General features: G+C 61.2%; 14 protein-coding genes. 7 read left to right on the forward strand and 7 right to left on the reverse strand.

The window, feature by feature from the left end; genetic code table 11:
* The first annotated feature begins 59 nt into the window (after window positions 1-59).
* Window positions 60-1,451 (forward strand): hypothetical protein, encoded by a 1,392-nt coding sequence (locus tag AC07NR_RS26740; RefSeq protein ID WP_495079825.1) that lies wholly within the window; start codon window positions 60-62, stop codon window positions 1,449-1,451.
* A 6-nt stretch (window positions 1,452-1,457) separates the two neighbouring features.
* Here the strand turns inward: AC07NR_RS26740 and AC07NR_RS26745 are convergent, their stop codons facing one another.
* From AC07NR_RS26745 to AC07NR_RS26755, 3 genes are read right to left on the reverse strand one after another with little or no spacing between them, the layout of a single operon-like run.
* Window positions 1,458-2,048, reverse strand: a complete 591-nt coding sequence (locus tag AC07NR_RS26745) for an LON peptidase substrate-binding domain-containing protein (protein ID WP_305835647.1) — start codon at window positions 2,046-2,048, stop codon at window positions 1,458-1,460.
* Between the two features lie 10 nt (window positions 2,049-2,058).
* Window positions 2,059-2,775 (reverse strand): LrgB family protein, encoded by a 717-nt coding sequence (locus AC07NR_RS26750; protein ID WP_305835648.1) that lies wholly within the window; start codon window positions 2,773-2,775, stop codon window positions 2,059-2,061.
* Window positions 2,775-3,137 carry a CidA/LrgA family protein gene (locus AC07NR_RS26755; RefSeq protein ID WP_085697620.1) on the reverse strand — a complete coding sequence of 121 codons (363 nt, stop codon included), beginning with the start codon at window positions 3,135-3,137 and terminating at the stop codon, window positions 2,775-2,777. The genes AC07NR_RS26750 and AC07NR_RS26755 overlap by 1 nt, the downstream gene beginning before the upstream one ends.
* Window positions 3,138-3,330: 193 nt before the next feature.
* Between AC07NR_RS26755 and AC07NR_RS26760 the strand changes: the two genes are divergently transcribed.
* The 4 genes from AC07NR_RS26760 to AC07NR_RS26775 all read left to right on the forward strand — a co-directional run bounded on the left by AC07NR_RS26760 (window position 3,331) and on the right by AC07NR_RS26775 (window position 9,148).
* Window positions 3,331-3,786 (forward strand): MaoC family dehydratase, encoded by a 456-nt coding sequence (locus AC07NR_RS26760; RefSeq protein ID WP_134828222.1) that lies wholly within the window; start codon window positions 3,331-3,333, stop codon window positions 3,784-3,786.
* Between the two features lie 110 nt (window positions 3,787-3,896).
* Window positions 3,897-5,624, forward strand: coding sequence for a C13 family peptidase (locus tag AC07NR_RS26765; protein WP_305835650.1), 1,728 nt, complete (start codon window positions 3,897-3,899; stop codon window positions 5,622-5,624).
* A gap of 27 nt (window positions 5,625-5,651) precedes the next feature.
* A complete protein-coding gene (locus AC07NR_RS26770) occupies window positions 5,652-6,293 on the forward strand; it encodes an oxidoreductase (protein ID WP_085712294.1) in 642 nt (213 codons plus the stop codon).
* Window positions 6,294-6,679: 386 nt separating this feature from the next.
* A complete protein-coding gene (locus AC07NR_RS26775) occupies window positions 6,680-9,148 on the forward strand; it encodes a hypothetical protein (protein WP_495079826.1) in 2,469 nt (822 codons plus the stop codon).
* Window positions 9,149-9,191: 43 nt separating this feature from the next.
* Here AC07NR_RS26775 and AC07NR_RS26780 read toward each other — a convergent pair whose 3' ends face one another.
* The 4 genes from AC07NR_RS26780 to AC07NR_RS26795 all read right to left on the reverse strand — a co-directional run bounded on the left by AC07NR_RS26780 (window position 9,192) and on the right by AC07NR_RS26795 (window position 13,449).
* On the reverse strand, window positions 9,192-9,476 hold the full coding sequence (locus AC07NR_RS26780) for a YceK/YidQ family lipoprotein (RefSeq protein ID WP_495079827.1): 285 nt from the start codon (window positions 9,474-9,476) through the stop codon (window positions 9,192-9,194).
* On the reverse strand, window positions 9,469-10,116 hold the full coding sequence (gene ubiX / locus AC07NR_RS26785; protein ID WP_085712297.1) for a flavin prenyltransferase UbiX: 648 nt from the start codon (window positions 10,114-10,116) through the stop codon (window positions 9,469-9,471). Before ubiX ends, AC07NR_RS26780 begins: the two co-directional genes overlap by 8 nt.
* Window positions 10,113-11,462: a UDP-N-acetylmuramate:L-alanyl-gamma-D-glutamyl-meso-diaminopimelate ligase gene (mpl, locus tag AC07NR_RS26790; RefSeq protein ID WP_007958628.1), complete on the reverse strand. Its 1,350-nt coding sequence runs from the start codon at window positions 11,460-11,462 to the stop codon at window positions 10,113-10,115. Before mpl ends, ubiX begins: the two co-directional genes overlap by 4 nt.
* Window positions 11,463-11,532: 70 nt before the next feature.
* Window positions 11,533-13,449, reverse strand: coding sequence for a sigma-54-dependent Fis family transcriptional regulator (locus tag AC07NR_RS26795; RefSeq protein WP_495079828.1), 1,917 nt, complete (start codon window positions 13,447-13,449; stop codon window positions 11,533-11,535).
* Between the two features lie 301 nt (window positions 13,450-13,750).
* Between AC07NR_RS26795 and exaC the strand changes: the two genes are divergently transcribed.
* Entirely contained in the window at window positions 13,751-15,271 is a 1,521-nt protein-coding gene (exaC, locus tag AC07NR_RS26800) for an acetaldehyde dehydrogenase ExaC (protein WP_085712299.1), read from the forward strand.
* Window positions 15,272-15,472: 201 nt separating this feature from the next.
* Window positions 15,473-16,843: an ethanolamine permease gene (eat, locus tag AC07NR_RS26805; RefSeq protein WP_495079829.1), complete on the forward strand. Its 1,371-nt coding sequence runs from the start codon at window positions 15,473-15,475 to the stop codon at window positions 16,841-16,843.
* Window positions 16,844-16,871 lie beyond the last annotated feature (28 nt).

Here is a 16,871-nt window from a genome sequence, read left to right on the forward strand (position 1 = left end):
CCCGGCAAACACCCACGAGCTTGAACGGCTACCTGTTGAACCCCGGACTGTTGCGCAACATGCAACCGGCCAACGAAGAAGGCCTGCGTTATATCGTCGGGCGCCAGTTCGTCGATGTGAAAGAGGTCGGCACGGTATACGTGGAGTTCGATAACAGCCTGGGCACTTACCGGGCAATGGATCTTTACAAGAAGCTCGCGCCCGGTCCGGCCCTCTACCGAAATACCGGTGAGACAACGTGGAGCCTGTCCAGGCCGCTGAAACGACCACATCCGACGGACTCGGACGGCGCAGCGCCTGTGTCGAGCAAGCAACCTTCGCCCGAACCGCTACCGATACAATTGAAAGCCGCCACCACCGAGTTGTTGAACGAACACTTCAAGCGGCTGTATCCACAAATGACTCACGGTGAACGCGTCGTACTGTTGCGCTCCTACAATCTCTCCCCCCGCCAGCACGTTCAACTGCGTGACGACCTGATCGCCAATCCGTTGATGCTTCCCCGCTGGGCGGACAGCCACAAGCTTCGCTCAATGGACGTAAACGATCCGACCCGCTTCGATGCGCTCCACCAGGAAATCGAACCGCTGCTCCTGCCATTGCGCAACGGCAAGCTGCTGCACCACGGTCTTGGCGACTTCGATGAAAGTGTCAGCGGAGCGTTTCTGGAGGCCTTTCTTGCGAAGCTGGGTTATTTGCGCAACAGCAGCGATTGTCTGTACCGCACCGACATTCCCGCTCTGTTCAGGGGCGATGAGCGCACGCCTTTCGAGTTCTATAACGACAGCCGGATGCTACCGCGCCTGAAGCATCCCCGTGGCGCGACAACGGAGAAGCCGATCAGCGCCACGGTCAGCCTTGAACTCGTCAGGGGATACGCCGGCCGTGGTACCAGGCCCCCCGATCCGGAATACCTGCGCTACAACAACCAGAAAAACAAATTCCCCGGCAGAAAGCCCGGCGAGCCCGATGTCGAGTCGGGCGAATCGGACAACGACTGGTCTGATGTATCCGACGTGGAACTGGACTCCGAGCGCAACTACGAAACGATCCGCCACAATCAGCAGTTTGTATTTGCCTACGTCATCGACACGCGAAAGCTGGAAGTGGTCCCCAGGGAGGAGAACCACTTCCTCAATGACGCAGCCACCCGCAAAGGTGCGTGGTTTCCCGACGATGAACTCGAAGCACTGATATCGACCTCGAAGCGGGGCATCGAGTCGCAGCGCCTGTGGTTGCTCGACTCAACCTTCACTCGGGCCGCGAAGGTCGATGACATTGGCGAGCAGGTTCAATACGGCGATTCCATTGAAGAGCGCACCCACAGTGGTGCATTCAACCGGCATGAGTATGACGCCCTGATCGACAAGGTTGCCCTGGCAGGCAAGCCGATCCTGACACTGGACAGGGGCAAGGAGTGGTTCGCCAACGATATCGTCTGGCCCGAATAAGCCGCTCTAGGCGAACAACTCGCCCTGCAACTCGTCGAGCAGCGCCTGGATCGCATCCAGTCGCTGCTGCGGATCGTCGAGTTGCAGCAGGTCGATCTTGTCTTCCTCGGCGAACGGCAACAGGTACGCCAACTGATTGGCCAGTGACTGCTGCCCTGCCGCCTCGATGCCCATGTTCAGCGCCTCGACCATCGGGTGTTCGGCGAGGGCCTTGAGCAGAGCCACCAGATCGGCATCTTCATCCTGCAAGGGTTGCTCGGGTTCTTCGTCCAGCCAGTCGACCTCGGCAACGATCAACTGATCACGTTGCACTTCGGTGCGCTGCACGATGAACCGGCGCCCGCCCTGCACCCGGATGCCCAGCAGCCCGTTGTCCTGCTGCTGGAAATCAGTGATCCGCGCTTCGCAACCGACCATGGCGAAACCTTCAGGGGCAGCGCCGACTTCATGGCCTTCGAGGATGCACACCACGCCAAACCCGCCGCCCTGTTTCATGCAGCGACCGATCATGTCCAGGTAGCGCGCCTCGAAGATCTGCAAATCCAGATTGCAGCCGGGAAACAGCACTGTATTCAGCGGAAAAAGCGGCAGACTCATAGACATTTCCTTACACCACCATCGACACCGCCAACGGCAGGAACACCGCCGTGGCCACGCCCATCAGACTCATCGCCAGTGCCGCGAAGGCGCCGCACTCGTCACTTTCCTGCAACGCCACCGACGTACCGACCGCATGCGCCGTCATGCCCAGCGCCATGCCCCGCGCCTCCGGGCTGTGCACACCCAGACGGTTCAGCAGCGCCGGGCCGAAGATCGCGCCGATCACCCCGGTGATCAACACAAACACGGCCGCCAGCGCCGCGACGCCACCGATCTGCTCGGCCACCAGCATGGCAATCGGTGATGTCACCGACTTCGGTGCCATGGTCATCAGGATCATGTGATCGGCACCGAACCACCAGCCCAGCGCCACGCCCATGCCCGTGGCGACCACCCCGCCTATCACCAGCGTAGTAAAAATCGGCCAGAACAATTGGCGGATGCGCCGCAGATTCAGATACAGCGGCACTGCCAGCGCGACGGTCGCCGGGCCCAGCAGAATGCTGAGGATCTCGGTGCTCTTGCGGTACTCGACGTAAGTCAGGCCGCAACCGACCAGCACACCGATCACCAACAGCATGGAAACCAGCACTGGCTGCAGAAAGATCCAGCGGGTTTTCTCGAACGCCGCCAGCACCAGTTGATAGGCCCCCAACGTGATGCCGATGCCGAACAGCGGATGGTGGATCACCGAAGCCCAGGCACCTTGCCAGTCGAACAGCATCAGGATTCCTCCGAATGCGGCGCGTGACGCTTGACCAGCCGTTGCATCAGCACCCCGGCGAAAGCCATGGACAGAATCAGCGAGACCACCAGCGCACCGACGATGGCCCAGAAATCCGCGGCAATCGCCGTGGCATAGACCATCACGCCCACCGCCGGCGGCACCAGCAGCAATGGCAGATAACGCAACAGGCTACCGGCGGCAAGGTTCAGCGGCTCGCCGACTTCACCGCGCACGATCAGGAATACCAGCAACAGCAAAAGGCCGATGATCGGCCCCGGCAGCACGGGCAACAGCAAATGATTGAGGGCCGTGCCGAGCAATTGAAACAGCACCAGCCACGTCAGGCCGCGTAGCAACATCCGTCATCTCCGTCTTACTTTCCAACCCGCAAGTCGTCGGCATTATAAGCACGCCTGCGCTATGGATCGGCATTCGCCAAAAGCATGGTCGGTTGACCTGAGCAAATCGCCATGATGATCTACAGTGGTTCGCAGGGCGGTCAAATCCCCCACCTGAAAAACTATAAAACCGATGAACCCAAGGAGAGTCTCAATGCCCTATGTTCCAGTTGCAGAGCTCAAAGATTATGTCGGCAAGGAACTCGGACGTTCCGAATGGCTCACCATCGATCAGGAGCGCATCAACCTGTTCGCCGAAGCCACCGGGGATTATCAGTTCATCCATGTCGACCCGGTCAAAGCCGCGCAAACGCCATTTGGCAGCACCATTGCACACGGTTTCCTGTCGTTGTCGCTGATCCCCAAACTGATGGAAGACATCCTGATCCTGCCGCAAGGCGTGAAGATGGTGGTCAACTACGGCCTGGACAGCGTGCGTTTCATCCAGCCGGTCAAGGTCAACTCCAGGGTCCGGCTCAAGGTCGACCTCGGTGAAGTGACCGAGAAGAAACCCGGCCAGTGGCTGCTCAAGGCCACCGCCACCCTGGAGATCGAAGGCTCGGACAAACCGGCCTACATCGCCGAACCGCTGTCACTCTGCTTCGTTTGAGTGCCGGGATGCGAAACGGCTCACGCGGTTTCGCATCCACTCCTCTCTGCCGGCTGTATAAGGTCACATAGCTACGGCATACTCGGTCGCCTAATTGCCCGGATCCCGCTATGCGCCAACTTGCTGCTCTTGCACCGCTTGCCCTGACCCTGATGCTCACCGCTTGCGGCGACGGCGAATCGCTGCTGCCCCCGGATGCACGCCTGCCCGACGGCGGACGCTATCGCGGCGAACTGGTCAACGGCCTGCTGCAAGGCCAGGGCCGGGTCGACTACCCGAACGGCAGCTGGTACGCGGGCGAGTTCGACAAGGGCCAGTGGCACGGTCAGGGCGAATGGCACGGCAGCAATGGCGAGGTCTATCGCGGCAATTTCCAGCAAGGCCTGTTCGACGGCCAGGGCACGCTGACCACCCATGGCGGCAGCTACACCGGCGGCTTCAAACTGGGCCGGCGCGAGGGCGAAGGCACCCTCAAGGAAAACGCGATGACCTATCGCGGCGAATTCAAGGACGACCAGTATTCCGGCCTCGGTCGTCTGGAACTGGACGACGGTAGTTCCTATCAGGGCCAGTTCGCCCACGGCAAACCCAACGGTGAAGGCCAGCGCGGCGATGCCAGCGGCAATCAGTTCAGCGGCCACTTCATCAATGGCCAGCTCGAAGGCAACGGCACCTTCAACAGCGCTGACGGCGACATCTATGTCGGCGGCTTCAAGAACAATCAACTGCACGGCAAGGGCCGCTACGAAAATGCCGACGGCGACGTCTGGCTCGGCCAGTTCAAGGAAGGCGCACTGACCGGCAAAGGCGAACTGATCGGCGCCGATGGCAGCCATTACATCGGCTACTTCAACGATTGGCGCTTCAGTGGCCAGGGCCGCTTGAACCTGTCCGACGGCAGTTTCTACATCGGCGGATTCGACAGCGACAGCTACGCGGGACGCGGCACCCTGGTGCTGACCGACGGCACCGTGCTCAGCGGCACCTGGATCAACGGCCAGCGAGTGCGTGATGCCGACGGTAAATTGCTACCAGACACCCTCGAGCTCGGCCTGCTGGCCCAGGGCCGGCTGCTCGACGAAGCGCTGGCCAACGTGCCCGCCTCTACCCCGGCGGTGGAGCTGTACACCCTGACTCTCGGCGGCGACGGCAAGCAAAGCGTGTTCCTGCGCGAATCCGATTACGTGGCCAACATGCTCGCCAGCCGTTTCGGTGCCTATGGCCAGATTCGCCTGGTCAATCACCGCGACCACCTCGGCGACCGGCCGATGGCCACCCGCGAAAACCTGCGTCGCGCCGCCCTGACCCTGGCCGAACGCACTGGCCCGGAAGACCTGGTGTTCATCTATCTGACCAGCCACGGCACCGCCGAACACGAACTGGTGCTCGACCAGCCACGCATGGAACTGGCCGACCTGCCCGCCGACGAACTCGCCGCCGTGCTCGCGCCGCTGAAGAACCGCGACAAGATCATCGTCATTTCTTCGTGCTATTCCGGTGGTTTCATTCCGGCGTTGAAGGACGAGCGCACACTGATCATGACCGCCTCGCGCGCCGACCGCGTATCGTTCGGTTGCTCGGAAGAAGCCAACTTCACCTATTTCGGTGATGCCCTGTTTGCCCAGGCGCTGAACCAGACCGACGATCTGGAGCAAGCCTTCAAACTGGCCAAAGCCACCGTTGCCGAGCGCGAGCTGGCAGACAACTTCGAAGCCTCCGAACCGCAGATCTGGGCACCGAAAACCGTGCTTGCGCACTGGCAGCTGCTGCGCAAGCAACAGGCGAGAAAAGCATTGCAAAGTGCTGCGTTGAACGACGGAGTGATAAAGAGCAACTAAGCTGAACAGTATCAAGGGAGAGACACTATGTACTTGACGCCTCAGCATGTATTGCTTGCCGGAGCCACCGGGCTGACCGGTGAGCACCTGCTCGACCGTTTGCTCAACGAGCCGACGATTACCCGTGTCCTGGCCCCTTCACGCCGGCCACTGGCCGAGCATCCGCATCTGGAAAACCCGGTCGGCGATCCACAGACGTTCCTGCCGCAACTGGCCGGCCGGGTCGACATTGCCTACTGCTGCCTCGGCACCACCATCAAACAAGCCGGCTCCGAAGAGGCGTTTCGCGCCGTGGATCTGGACATGGTGGTGGCATTCGCCAAGCGCGCCCGGGAAATGGGCGCACGGCACCTGATCGTGATCAGTGCCCTGGGGGCTGATCGCCGATCCTCGATTTTCTACAACCGGGTCAAAGGCGAGATGGAACACGCATTGCGCGCGCAGGACTGGCCGCAGCTCACCATTTGCCGCCCTTCGTTGCTGCTGGGTGACCGCAGCGAGCCCCGCCTGGGCGAACAGCTTGCCGCACCGTTTTCAAAATTGATTCCCGGCAAGTACCGTGGCATCGAAGCCTGCCAGCTGGCCCGGGCCATGTGGCGCCTGGCACTGGAGGAGCAGGACGGTGTGCGGATCGTCGAGTCGGATGAACTGAGAAAACTCGGTAAATAAGCTCACTTGTCACAGTGGTTCAACGCGGGTCCGGGCAGTCACCTTCCGATGACGCCCGAGGATCTTGTGTTGAACTGCTGGCCCTTTGAAACAGGCCGAATCGATTCGGCAACCGTGCCCTAACTATCTACCACACATCCCTTCCCTTTCATGGATAACGTGCGCCCCGGCACGCCTGCGTCTGCCATCCCGTCATCGAATGGCAATCCCCGACGGCAGGCCATCAATGAAAGGACGCCTTGATGAGACCCAAAAATCCATCACCGAAAAATACCGGTGCACCTCACAGCACCCTTGATACGTCACCGCTTTTATCCACACCGCGCCTTGAACTTCCGGGAGGGCTTCGACCCGAAGCACCGCCCCCCCATCAGCCCGAGCCACGGTTGCCGACATTACCGCCGTCAAGCGACACGCTGCCTTCGGTACGGGTTCAGGACCTGATCCCCACGCCTGGGGAAGGTGAGCACATTCCATCCAGCAATCCGCGCCCGAGCGATTCAATCCGCCAATACGAACTGTCGCCACAGACGCGAACGCTTTTGCCTGGCGCCAATACCGAAGGGTTGCGTGTCCACAGGGGACGCATTTATGCCGAAGTGCAATACACCACGACCACCACGGTCATGGTGGACTGGGACGAAGGCGCCGGCACCTATCGGGCCAAGCTTCCACAGGAAATGCATCCCTCTGGTCCTGCCCTGCGGTTCGACCCGCAAAGCAATACCTGGCGAGTCGGCGAGCCTCCATACACCGGAGATATGATCGGGCCCGTGGTACACCGACAAGCAGACAACCCGGACGGCATCCCGGCACAGGGACTTGCGCCCCGGACGCAATCGGACATGACAGCGGTTTACATCGACACCCGGAACTACGTCTGGAATAACGACATGACCAACCACCATGGCTATGTGGTCATGCACCGGAAAATGCGACGGGGCGACTCTGTCGGCCCCCCGTCGCATCATGCTTTCATGGACGAAAACGGATCGTATGTCATTGTTGAGGCCCCCACTTACCCCATCGATCGGCCAGCAGAATTGCTGCCCGCATGGACTGACCGCCACATCTGGGATCTCTATGGCCTGCAGGGCGCCGATATCACCCGTTTTCGCACCGAAGCCGAGCGCACCGGCAAGAAACCTCAGTGGGCCAGAGTCCGGGCCCAGCGAATGGAAAACACCCATCTGTTTGACGAACTGTACCGCTGGTCAGGTCTGGAGATGGACCGCGACATGTTCATTCGTCTCCTGGAGCATCAGAAGCGCACCCCCGCCGAGTGGGCGAAACACCTTGATTCGGTCACCCTGCATCGCAGCACACCAGACCCGCAATCCCCATTGCCACGCGTGCCGACACCCGAAACACCCGCCCTGCAAACGCCTTCGCCGCGCCCGCCCACACCCGACACAACGGAAGCCACGCCGGGGTATGGCCATCAGAGTCACTACACCTGGGACATCGACAACCAGAACTTTCATGGCTATGTAGAAATGCAACGCAAGCCGGGTCTGGACGACAGCCATGGCCCTCTTACCCAAGTGGCGTTCCCCGAAGGCAGCGGACTGACCATCGTCAGCCCCATCAGGTATTCCGCCAGTCAACGAGCGCTTCGCCCCTACTGGCGGGACATCGACATCTGGAACCTGTACCGGATCGAAGGCACAGATATCCTGCGCTTTCGTCAGGATGTCGCGCAGCACCTGAAACCGCCTGCGTGGGTCAGGCAGCGGGAACTCTCGTCCCGGCGTGAAGAGTTGCTCGAATACCTGCGGCTTTGGGCCAACCCTGACTCTCCGCTCAAATCAAGGGAGCAGGTCATTGCCCGGTTCCAGCCCTACAATCTGTCCACGCAGCAACTCGCGCGACTTTGCAACGAGTTATCGCCAACAGGACAATTCAACAAACTGATCAATGACGAGCTGCCCACGTGGGTCCATACCCATCAGGCTCAAACGCTGGTTGTAACCAACCCGAAACAGTTCGACTCGTTTTTGCCGGAGCTTCATGCCGAAATCATCAGGTTGAGGAATCAGGGGGAAGGCACCAGCCTCCTGAAAGACAGCCTTACCCCGCCCTTCTTTCGTGAGCTTTTGCTGCACAGTGGTTTTAAACGCAACAGGCATAATTACCTGTACAGACTCGACATTCCTGCCGTGTTCAAGATGGATAACCGGACGCCCTTCGAAATCGCCCGTCCCGGTGCCATGGCTGCACCAACACTTTCGATCGAGGGCTCTACAAGCGAGACAGCCGTCAGTGCGATGTTCAGTCTCAGGGCTGCCATGAAATTCGCAAACGAGTCCAATGACGCAATGGGCTCCCTCGATACCCGGACGGACAGTCCACTGACTGGCAGCGAACCCCGTCAGACTAATGAAGCCGCTTCGCTGTCTCGCTCCCGTCGTATGACGTTTTGTTACCTGCTCGATACCCGCAATGTCGAAGTCGTCTCGGGGCAAGACAATCGCGCCTATAACCCGACACGGATCGACAAAAGACCGGCAGACGACCAGACACGCTTCCCGAGCATGAAAATGGAGGGCCATGTTTCCATGTCCTCCATCGGGTTCACGTCGAGACGTGTGTGGCTGGTCAACTCAGACATGACCCGCGCGGCCACCGTGGACGATGTACACACGCAGGCGCTTGAACGCGCCACGGGATCGGGTCAGAGCCATGCAGAGTTCATCGAGGCCCGGACACAGGCAGGAGAGTTGAACCGGGACGAATATGACGCGCTGATCGATGAGGTGGCGAAGGCTGGCAAACGAACTATCGAAATGCCGGCGGGACAGGATGTTTTCTCCACCGACATCATTTTCCCGCCCGAGCTGATCAGCCTGCTTTAAGCGATATCATCGGCTCGAGCTTGCCTGATCGAGCCGGTGTTTTTCATATTCCCCCGCTCGCCTGGAACCCGACGCCCAGCACCGTCAGCACGGACAGCGGCAACAACAGCGTATCGAGTAACGCACTGGCCGGCAGATCCACGCCGGGATAGCTCGGCGCCTCGGCGCCGAACCGATCCATCGCACAACAGCCACCGTTCATGGCGTACAAATCCAGCCGCGTGCCGGAATAAACCACCGGTGCGCCAGGTTTGGCGGCATCCAGCGTACGTGCGGTGGCGCAACCGGTCAGTTGCAACATCAGCAGGATCGTCAGCAGCTTATTCATCGCTGCTCAGATGGTGCTCGCCCCAGCGCGGCAGCATGTCCTGGGGAATGCCCAGCAGATTGAGAATCCGCGCCACCACGAAATCGATCAGGTCATCAATGGTCTGCGGTTGGTGATAGAAGCCCGGCGAAGCAGGCAGGATGGTCACGCCCATGTTCGACAGCTTGAGCATGTGCTCCAGGTGAATGCTCGAATACGGTGCTTCGCGCGGCACCAGAATCAACTGGCGACGCTCCTTCAGCGTCACGTCTGCCGCCCGTTCGATCAGGTTGTTGCAGGCGCCGGTGGCGATGGCCGAGAGCGTGCCCGTCGAGCACGGCACCACGACCATCGCCGCCGGTGCCCCGGAGCCCGAGGCCACCGGCGACATCCAGTCTTCCTTGCCATACACGCGGATCTGCCCGGCCGCCGCGCCGGTGTATTCGGTGAGGAACGCCTGCATCAACTGCGGCTTGGCCGGCAGCGACACGTCCGTCTCGGTGGCCATCACCAGTTGCGCGGCCTTGGAGATCAGGAAGTGCACCTCACGATCCTCGCGCACCAGGCAATCCAGCAGGCGCAAGCCGTACTGGGCACCGGACGCGCCGGTCATCGCCAGTGTGATGCGTTCCGGGCCGCCGTCCTGAAAGCGAGTGTTCATTTCAGCGCCTCGGCGAGTTTGCCGTGCAGGCCGCCGAAACCGCCGTTGCTCATGATCACCACATGGGTACCGGGCTGGGCCTGACTCTTCACGCGTTCGATGATGCCTTCCAGCGAATCGCTGACGATCGACGGCACGGTGCACAGCGCGGCAGTGCCCGCCAGATCCCAGCCGAGGTTGGCCGGTGCGTACCAGATCACCTGATCGGCATCGACCACGCTATCCGGCAGACCGTCACGGTGGGCACCGAGCTTCATCGAGTTGGAGCGCGGCTCGATGATCGCGATCAGCGGCGCATCGCCGATGCGTTTGCGCAGACCGTCGAGGGTGGTGGCAATCGCGGTCGGGTGGTGGGCGAAGTCGTCGTAGATGGTAATGCCGCGTACTTCCGCGACTTTTTCCATCCGGCGCTTGACGCTCTTGAACGCGCTCAGCCCGGCAATGCCCATCGACGGCACGACACCGACGTGACGTGCTGCGGCCAGAGTGGCCAAGGCGTTGGCGACGTTGTGCTGCCCCGTCAATTCCCACTCGACCACGCCTTGGGAGACGCCTTCGAACATCACTTCGAACGCCGAGCCGTCATCCTTCAGCAATTTGACCTGCCACTGACCGCCGGCACCGGTGGTTTGCACCGGGGTCCAGCAGCCCATCTCGATCACGCGCTGCAAGGCCGGTTCGGTGGTCGGATGGATCACCAGGCCTTCGCTCGGAATGGTCCGCACCAAATGGTGGAACTGCCGCTCGATGGCCGGCAGATCAGGGAAGATGTCCGCATGATCGAACTCGAGATTGTTGAGGATCGCGGTGCGCGGACGGTAGTGGACGAACTTCGAACGCTTGTCGAAGAACGCGCTGTCGTATTCGTCGGCCTCGATCACGAAGAACGGCGTGCCGCCCAGACGCGCCGACACCGAGAAGTTCTGCGGTACGCCGCCGATCAGGAAACCCGGACTCATGCCGGCATGTTCCAGCACCCAGGCGAGCATGCTGCTGGTGGTGGTCTTGCCATGCGTACCGGCAACCGCCAGCACCCAGCGACCTTGCAGCACATGGTCGGCCAGCCATTGCGGGCCGGACACGTACGGCAGGCCTTTGTTCAGCACATATTCCACTGCCGGATTGCCGCGGGACATGGCGTTGCCGATCACCACCAGATCCGGTGCCGGATCGAGCTGCGCCGGATCGTACCCCTGGGTCAGCTGAATGCCCTGGGCTTCGAGCTGAGTGCTCATCGGCGGATAGACGTTGGCATCGGAGCCGGTCACGTGATGGCCCAGCTCTTTGGCCAGAACCGCCATCGAGCCCATGAAAGTCCCGCAGATACCCAGAATATGAATGTGCATAGTCGACCTCGTAAAACATGGCCGCAGGGTAGCCCAGGCAGGGGAAAACCGCATCCTCGTTTTCAGGGGGTCAGGCGCTGCGGGCGATCCCGTGTTTGCGCAGCTTTCTATAAAGGGTGTTGCGACTGACGCCAAGCTGCTCGGCCGTATGGGTCATGTGCCAGCGCGTGTGTTCCAGCGCATTGAGCAACGCCAGCCGTTCGGCATCCTCCAGCGGCTGTCCGGACGACACTTCGTCGGCTTTGACCAGCAGCGGCTGCACCTGCCGGAACATCGCCGGCAAGTCATCCAGCCCGATCCGCCCCTCATCGCACAACGCCGCCAGCGTGCGCAGCACATTGCGCATCTGCCGCACATTGCCTGGCCAGTTGAACCCGAGCAACGCCCGGCGCGCCGGCTCTTCGATCAGGATCGTTTCCCCGCCCGCCTCTTCGGCCAGCAGGAAATCCAGCAATTGGGATTTGTCACTGCGCTCGCGCAATGGCGGCAGCGCCACTTCCAGTCCGTTGAGCCGGTAGTACAGATCCTCACGGAAACTGCCGTCCGCCACTCGCTCCAGCAGATTGCGGTGCGTGGCACTGATGATCCGCACATTGACCGCTTCCGGCTCGCCACCGATCGGCACCACTTGCCGGTCTTCCAGCACTCGCAGCAGTCGGGTTTGCAGTGCCAATGGCATGTCGCCGATTTCATCGAGGAACAGCGTGCCGCCATCAGCCTGCTGCAACTTGCCGCGCATGCCATCCTTGCGCGCGCCGGTGAAGCTGCCGCCACGATAGCCGAACAGTTCGCTCTCGATCAGGCTTTCGGGAATTGCCGCGCAGTTGAGGGCGACGAAAGCATTGCTCGCGCGTTGACTGGCTTGATGCACAGCCTTGGCGAACGCTTCCTTGCCGGAGCCGGTTTCGCCGTTGATCAACAGCGGCACGTCACGCTCGAATACCCGCAGGGCCTTGCGGAAATCCGCTTGCAGCCCGGCATCGCCCAGGCAAATGCCAGCCAGGCGTGGCGCCTCGGGAACTGCCGGTTTCGGCAGGGCGGGAGACGGCTTGCGCGCTTCTCCGCGCAAAACCGCAAACAGATGCCGCCCGTCACGGGTACGCAGCGGCCAGCTTGCGCTGGCATGGGCACTGGCGCGCCCGAGCAACTCATCCAGCGAACAATCGAAAAACGCCTCTACCGGTTTGCCGAGCAGGCCGCCACGAATGTGCCCGAGCAGGTTCAATGCGCTTTGATTTACCGCACTGATCCGCCCTTCCCCGTCAAACGCCAGCAGCCCTTCGCTGAACAGCCCGACGGATTCGGCCTGGAGATGGAAACGCAGCAACCATTGATTATCGAAGCAGCGCAGGAAATAGCAGCTCTCGATCATCTTCGCCGACAGATTGACCAGCGCCATGGTGTGGAACTGGCTCTGCCGCGAAACGTCCGGGCGCGCCGAGGACACGTCGAGTACCGCCAGCAGTTCGCCATGGGGGTCGAACACCGGGCTCGCCGAGCAAGTCAGCCCGGTGTGGCGGCCGCGAAAGTGTTCGTCCTGATGAATGGTCAGGGCCTGCCGTTCCACCAGGCAGGTGCCGATGCCGTTGGTGCCTTCGCAGGCTTCGCTCCAGTCGGAACCCAGCCACAGTCCGGCACGTTCGAAGATCTTGCGTTCGGAAGGCGCGGTTACGCAGTTTAGGATCACCCCGCGCGCGTCGGTCAGCAGCACCGCGTGGCCGGCGCCGGAAAGTTGTTGATGCAGGCTGCTCATTTCATTGCCGGCGATCTGCAACACCTGCTGCAGCCGTTCGCGGCTTTCGAGGACGCGACCGTGTTCGAGCACGGTCGGCGCCATGGTCAGGGCCGGGTCGAGGTGATAGTCCTCAAGACAACGCAGCCACGAGCGGGCGATCGACGGGTCGGCACCGGGGCCATGCAGGTGCGGCTTGCCCTGGGTGACGGTGAGAACCTGTCGGGCATGGCGACTCAAATGGTTGTCGTGCATTTCTTATTATTCTCCCCGAGGCTCATCGGCCCATGCGTGAAGTGGTGCCCAGCATCCTCCAGCCAACCGGTCTTTGCAATGCTGGCAAGACCACCCGGTCACGGGTTGTGCCAGAAGCGGTACAAACTGTCACCCAAGCTGTACCGATACCGTCACAGACGCTTGCCATTTGTCCGACAGAAATCACGCAAGGCCTTGATTTGTCTGCCCTGCACGGCAGTGGCCCGACCTTTGCTCTACGCTTATAGCAAGCGCACATGCGCGTTTCTCTAATAAGTACAAAGCCAAGGAGAACATCATCATGCGTTACGCTCACCCCGGTACTGAAGGCGCCAAGGTCTCGTTCAAGAGCAAGTACGGTAACTACATCGGCGGCGAGTTCGTCGCGCCTGTCAAAGGTCAGTACTTCACCAACACCTCGCCAGTGAATGGCCAGCCGATTGCCGAATTCCCGCGTTCCACTGCCGAAGACATCGAAAAGGCCCTGGACGCCGCCCACGCCGCTGCCGATGCCTGGGGCTCGACCTCCGCCCAGGCCCGCTCGCTGATCCTGCTGAAAATCGCCGACCGCATCGAACAGAACCTCGAAACCCTGGCGATCACCGAAACCTGGGACAACGGCAAAGCCATCCGCGAAACCCTCAACGCCGACATCCCGCTGGCCGCCGACCACTTCCGCTATTTCGCCGGGTGCCTGCGCGCCCAGGAAGGCAGCGCTGCCGAAATCGATGGCAACACCGTGGCTTATCACATCCATGAACCGCTGGGCGTGGTCGGCCAGATCATCCCGTGGAACTTCCCGATCCTGATGGCCGCGTGGAAACTCGCCCCGGCCCTGGCCGCCGGCAACTGCGTGGTGCTCAAACCTGCCGAACAAACCCCGCTGGGCATCAGCGTGCTGCTGGAGCTGATCGGTGACCTGCTGCCACCGGGCGTGCTCAACGTGGTGCAAGGGTTCGGCAAAGAAGCCGGCGAAGCCCTGGCCACCAGCAAGCGCATCGCCAAGATCGCGTTTACCGGCTCGACCCCGGTCGGCTCGCACATCATGAAATGCGCCGCCGAAAACATCATCCCGTCCACCGTTGAGCTGGGCGGCAAGTCGCCGAACATCTTCTTCGAAGACATCATGCAGGCCGAGCCAAGCTTCATTGAAAAGGCTGCCGAAGGCCTGGTGCTGGCGTTCTTCAACCAGGGCGAAGTCTGCACCTGCCCTTCCCGTGCGCTGGTTCAGGAGTCGATCTACGACGAGTTCATGCAGGCGGTGATGAAGAAAGTCAGCCAGATCAAACGCGGCGACCCGCTCGACACCGACACCATGGTCGGCGCCCAGGCGTCCGAGCAGCAATTCGACAAGATCCTGTCGTACCTGGAAATCGCCAAGGGCGAAGGTGCCGAGCTGCTGACCGGCGGCAAGGTGGAAAAACTCGAAGGCAACCTGGCTTCCGGTTATTACATTCAGCCGACCCTGCTCAAGGGCACCAACAAGATGCGTGTGTTCCAGGAAGAAATTTTCGGCCCGGTGGTGAGCATCACCACCTTCAAGGATGAAGCCGAAGCCCTGGCGATTGCCAACGACACCGAGTTCGGCCTCGGCGCCGGCCTCTGGACCCGCGACATCAACCGCGCCTATCGCATGGGCCGCGCCATCAAGGCCGGTCGTGTATGGACCAACTGCTACCACCTGTACCCGGCGCACGCCGCGTTCGGCGGGTACAAGAAGTCCGGCGTCGGCCGTGAAACCCACAAGATGATGCTCGACCACTACCAACAGACCAAAAACCTGCTGGTGAGCTACGACATCAACCCGCTGGGCTTCTTCTAAAAAACCGGGCGGCACCGAACTAACGGTGTCGCCCCTTTCATCCCGATGACAAACCCTGGCCTGGCCGCTCTGGCACGGGCCTTGCCTACCCGTCATTCAGGAATTGCGTGAACACTGCCGCTGCGTGAACAGCATCCACCCACTCAACCGCTGCACCCGAAAGTCCAACAGATCGAACAATAAAAAAGACAGAGAGGACTTATGACTTCCACCACACAGCTCAAACCCACACTCGGCACCCTGCACCTCTGGGGCATTGCCGTCGGCCTGGTGATTTCCGGCGAATACTTCGGCTGGAGTTACGGCTGGGGCACCGCAGGAACCCTGGGTTTTCTGGTCACGGCCCTGATGGTCGCGACCATGTACACCTGCTTCATCTTCAGTTTCACCGAACTGACTACCGCGATTCCCCATGCGGGCGGGCCGTTTGCCTACAGCCGTCGGGCGTTTGGCGAGAAAGGCGGACTGATCGCCGGGATCGCCACCCTGATCGAATTCGTGTTCGCCCCGCCAGCCATCGCCATGGCCATCGGCGCCTACCTCAACGTGCAATATCCGGAGCTTGATCCGAAAGTCGCGGCGGTCGGCGCGTATTTCGTGTTCATGACCCTGAACATCCTCGGCGTCAGCATCGCCGCGACCTTCGAACTGGTGGTCACCGTACTGGCGGTTGCCGAACTGCTGGTGTTCATGGGCGTGGTCGCGCCGGGCTTCAGCTTCAGCAACTTCGTGCTCAATGGCTGGTCGGGTTCCAGTGAATTCAGTCTCGGCTCGATTCCCGGGATCTTCGCCGCCATTCCGTTCGCGATCTGGTTCTTCCTCGCCATCGAGGGCGCGGCCATGGCGGCCGAGGAAGCCAAGGACCCGAAACGCACGATTCCCAAGGCCTATGTCAGCGGCATCCTGACCCTGGTGTTCCTGGCCATCGGCGTGATGGTGATGGCTGGCGGCGTCGGCGACTGGCGCCAACTGGCGAACATCAACGACCCGCTGCCCCAGGCGATGAAAGCGGTGGTCGGCAACAATTCGACGTGGATGCATATGCTGGTGTGGATCGGTCTGTTCGGGCTGGTGGCGAGTTTCCACGGGATCATCCTCGGCTACTCGCGGCAGTTCTTTGCCCTGGCCCGGGCCGGTTACCTGCCGAAAAGCCTGGCCAAGCTCTCGCGTTTCCAGACCCCACACCGGGCGATCCTGGCCGGCGGCGTCATCGGCATCGCCGTAATCTACAGCGACGGCCTGGTCAATCTGCAAGGCATGAGCCTCACCGCTGCGATGATCACCATGTCGGTGTTCGGCGCCATCGTGATGTACATCATCAGCATGCTCAGCCTGTTCAAACTGCGTAAAACCGAGCCGAACCTTGAGCGCACCTTCCGCGCTCCGGGCTATCCGATCGTGCCGGGGATCGCGCTGTTTCTGGCAGTGGTGTGCCTGGTGGCAATGGCCTGGTTCAACACCCTGATCGGTGGCGTGTTCCTCGGGTTCATGGCTGCCGGTTACCTGTATTTCCAGCTGACCGCCAAGCAACGCTCCGAAGCCCCGGCAGACGCTATGCTCGAAGGTATCTAGAAGTTGCACCGGCACCGGGCCTCAAGCT

The organism is Pseudomonas sp. GW821-FHT09C09, from assembly GCF_059418105.1.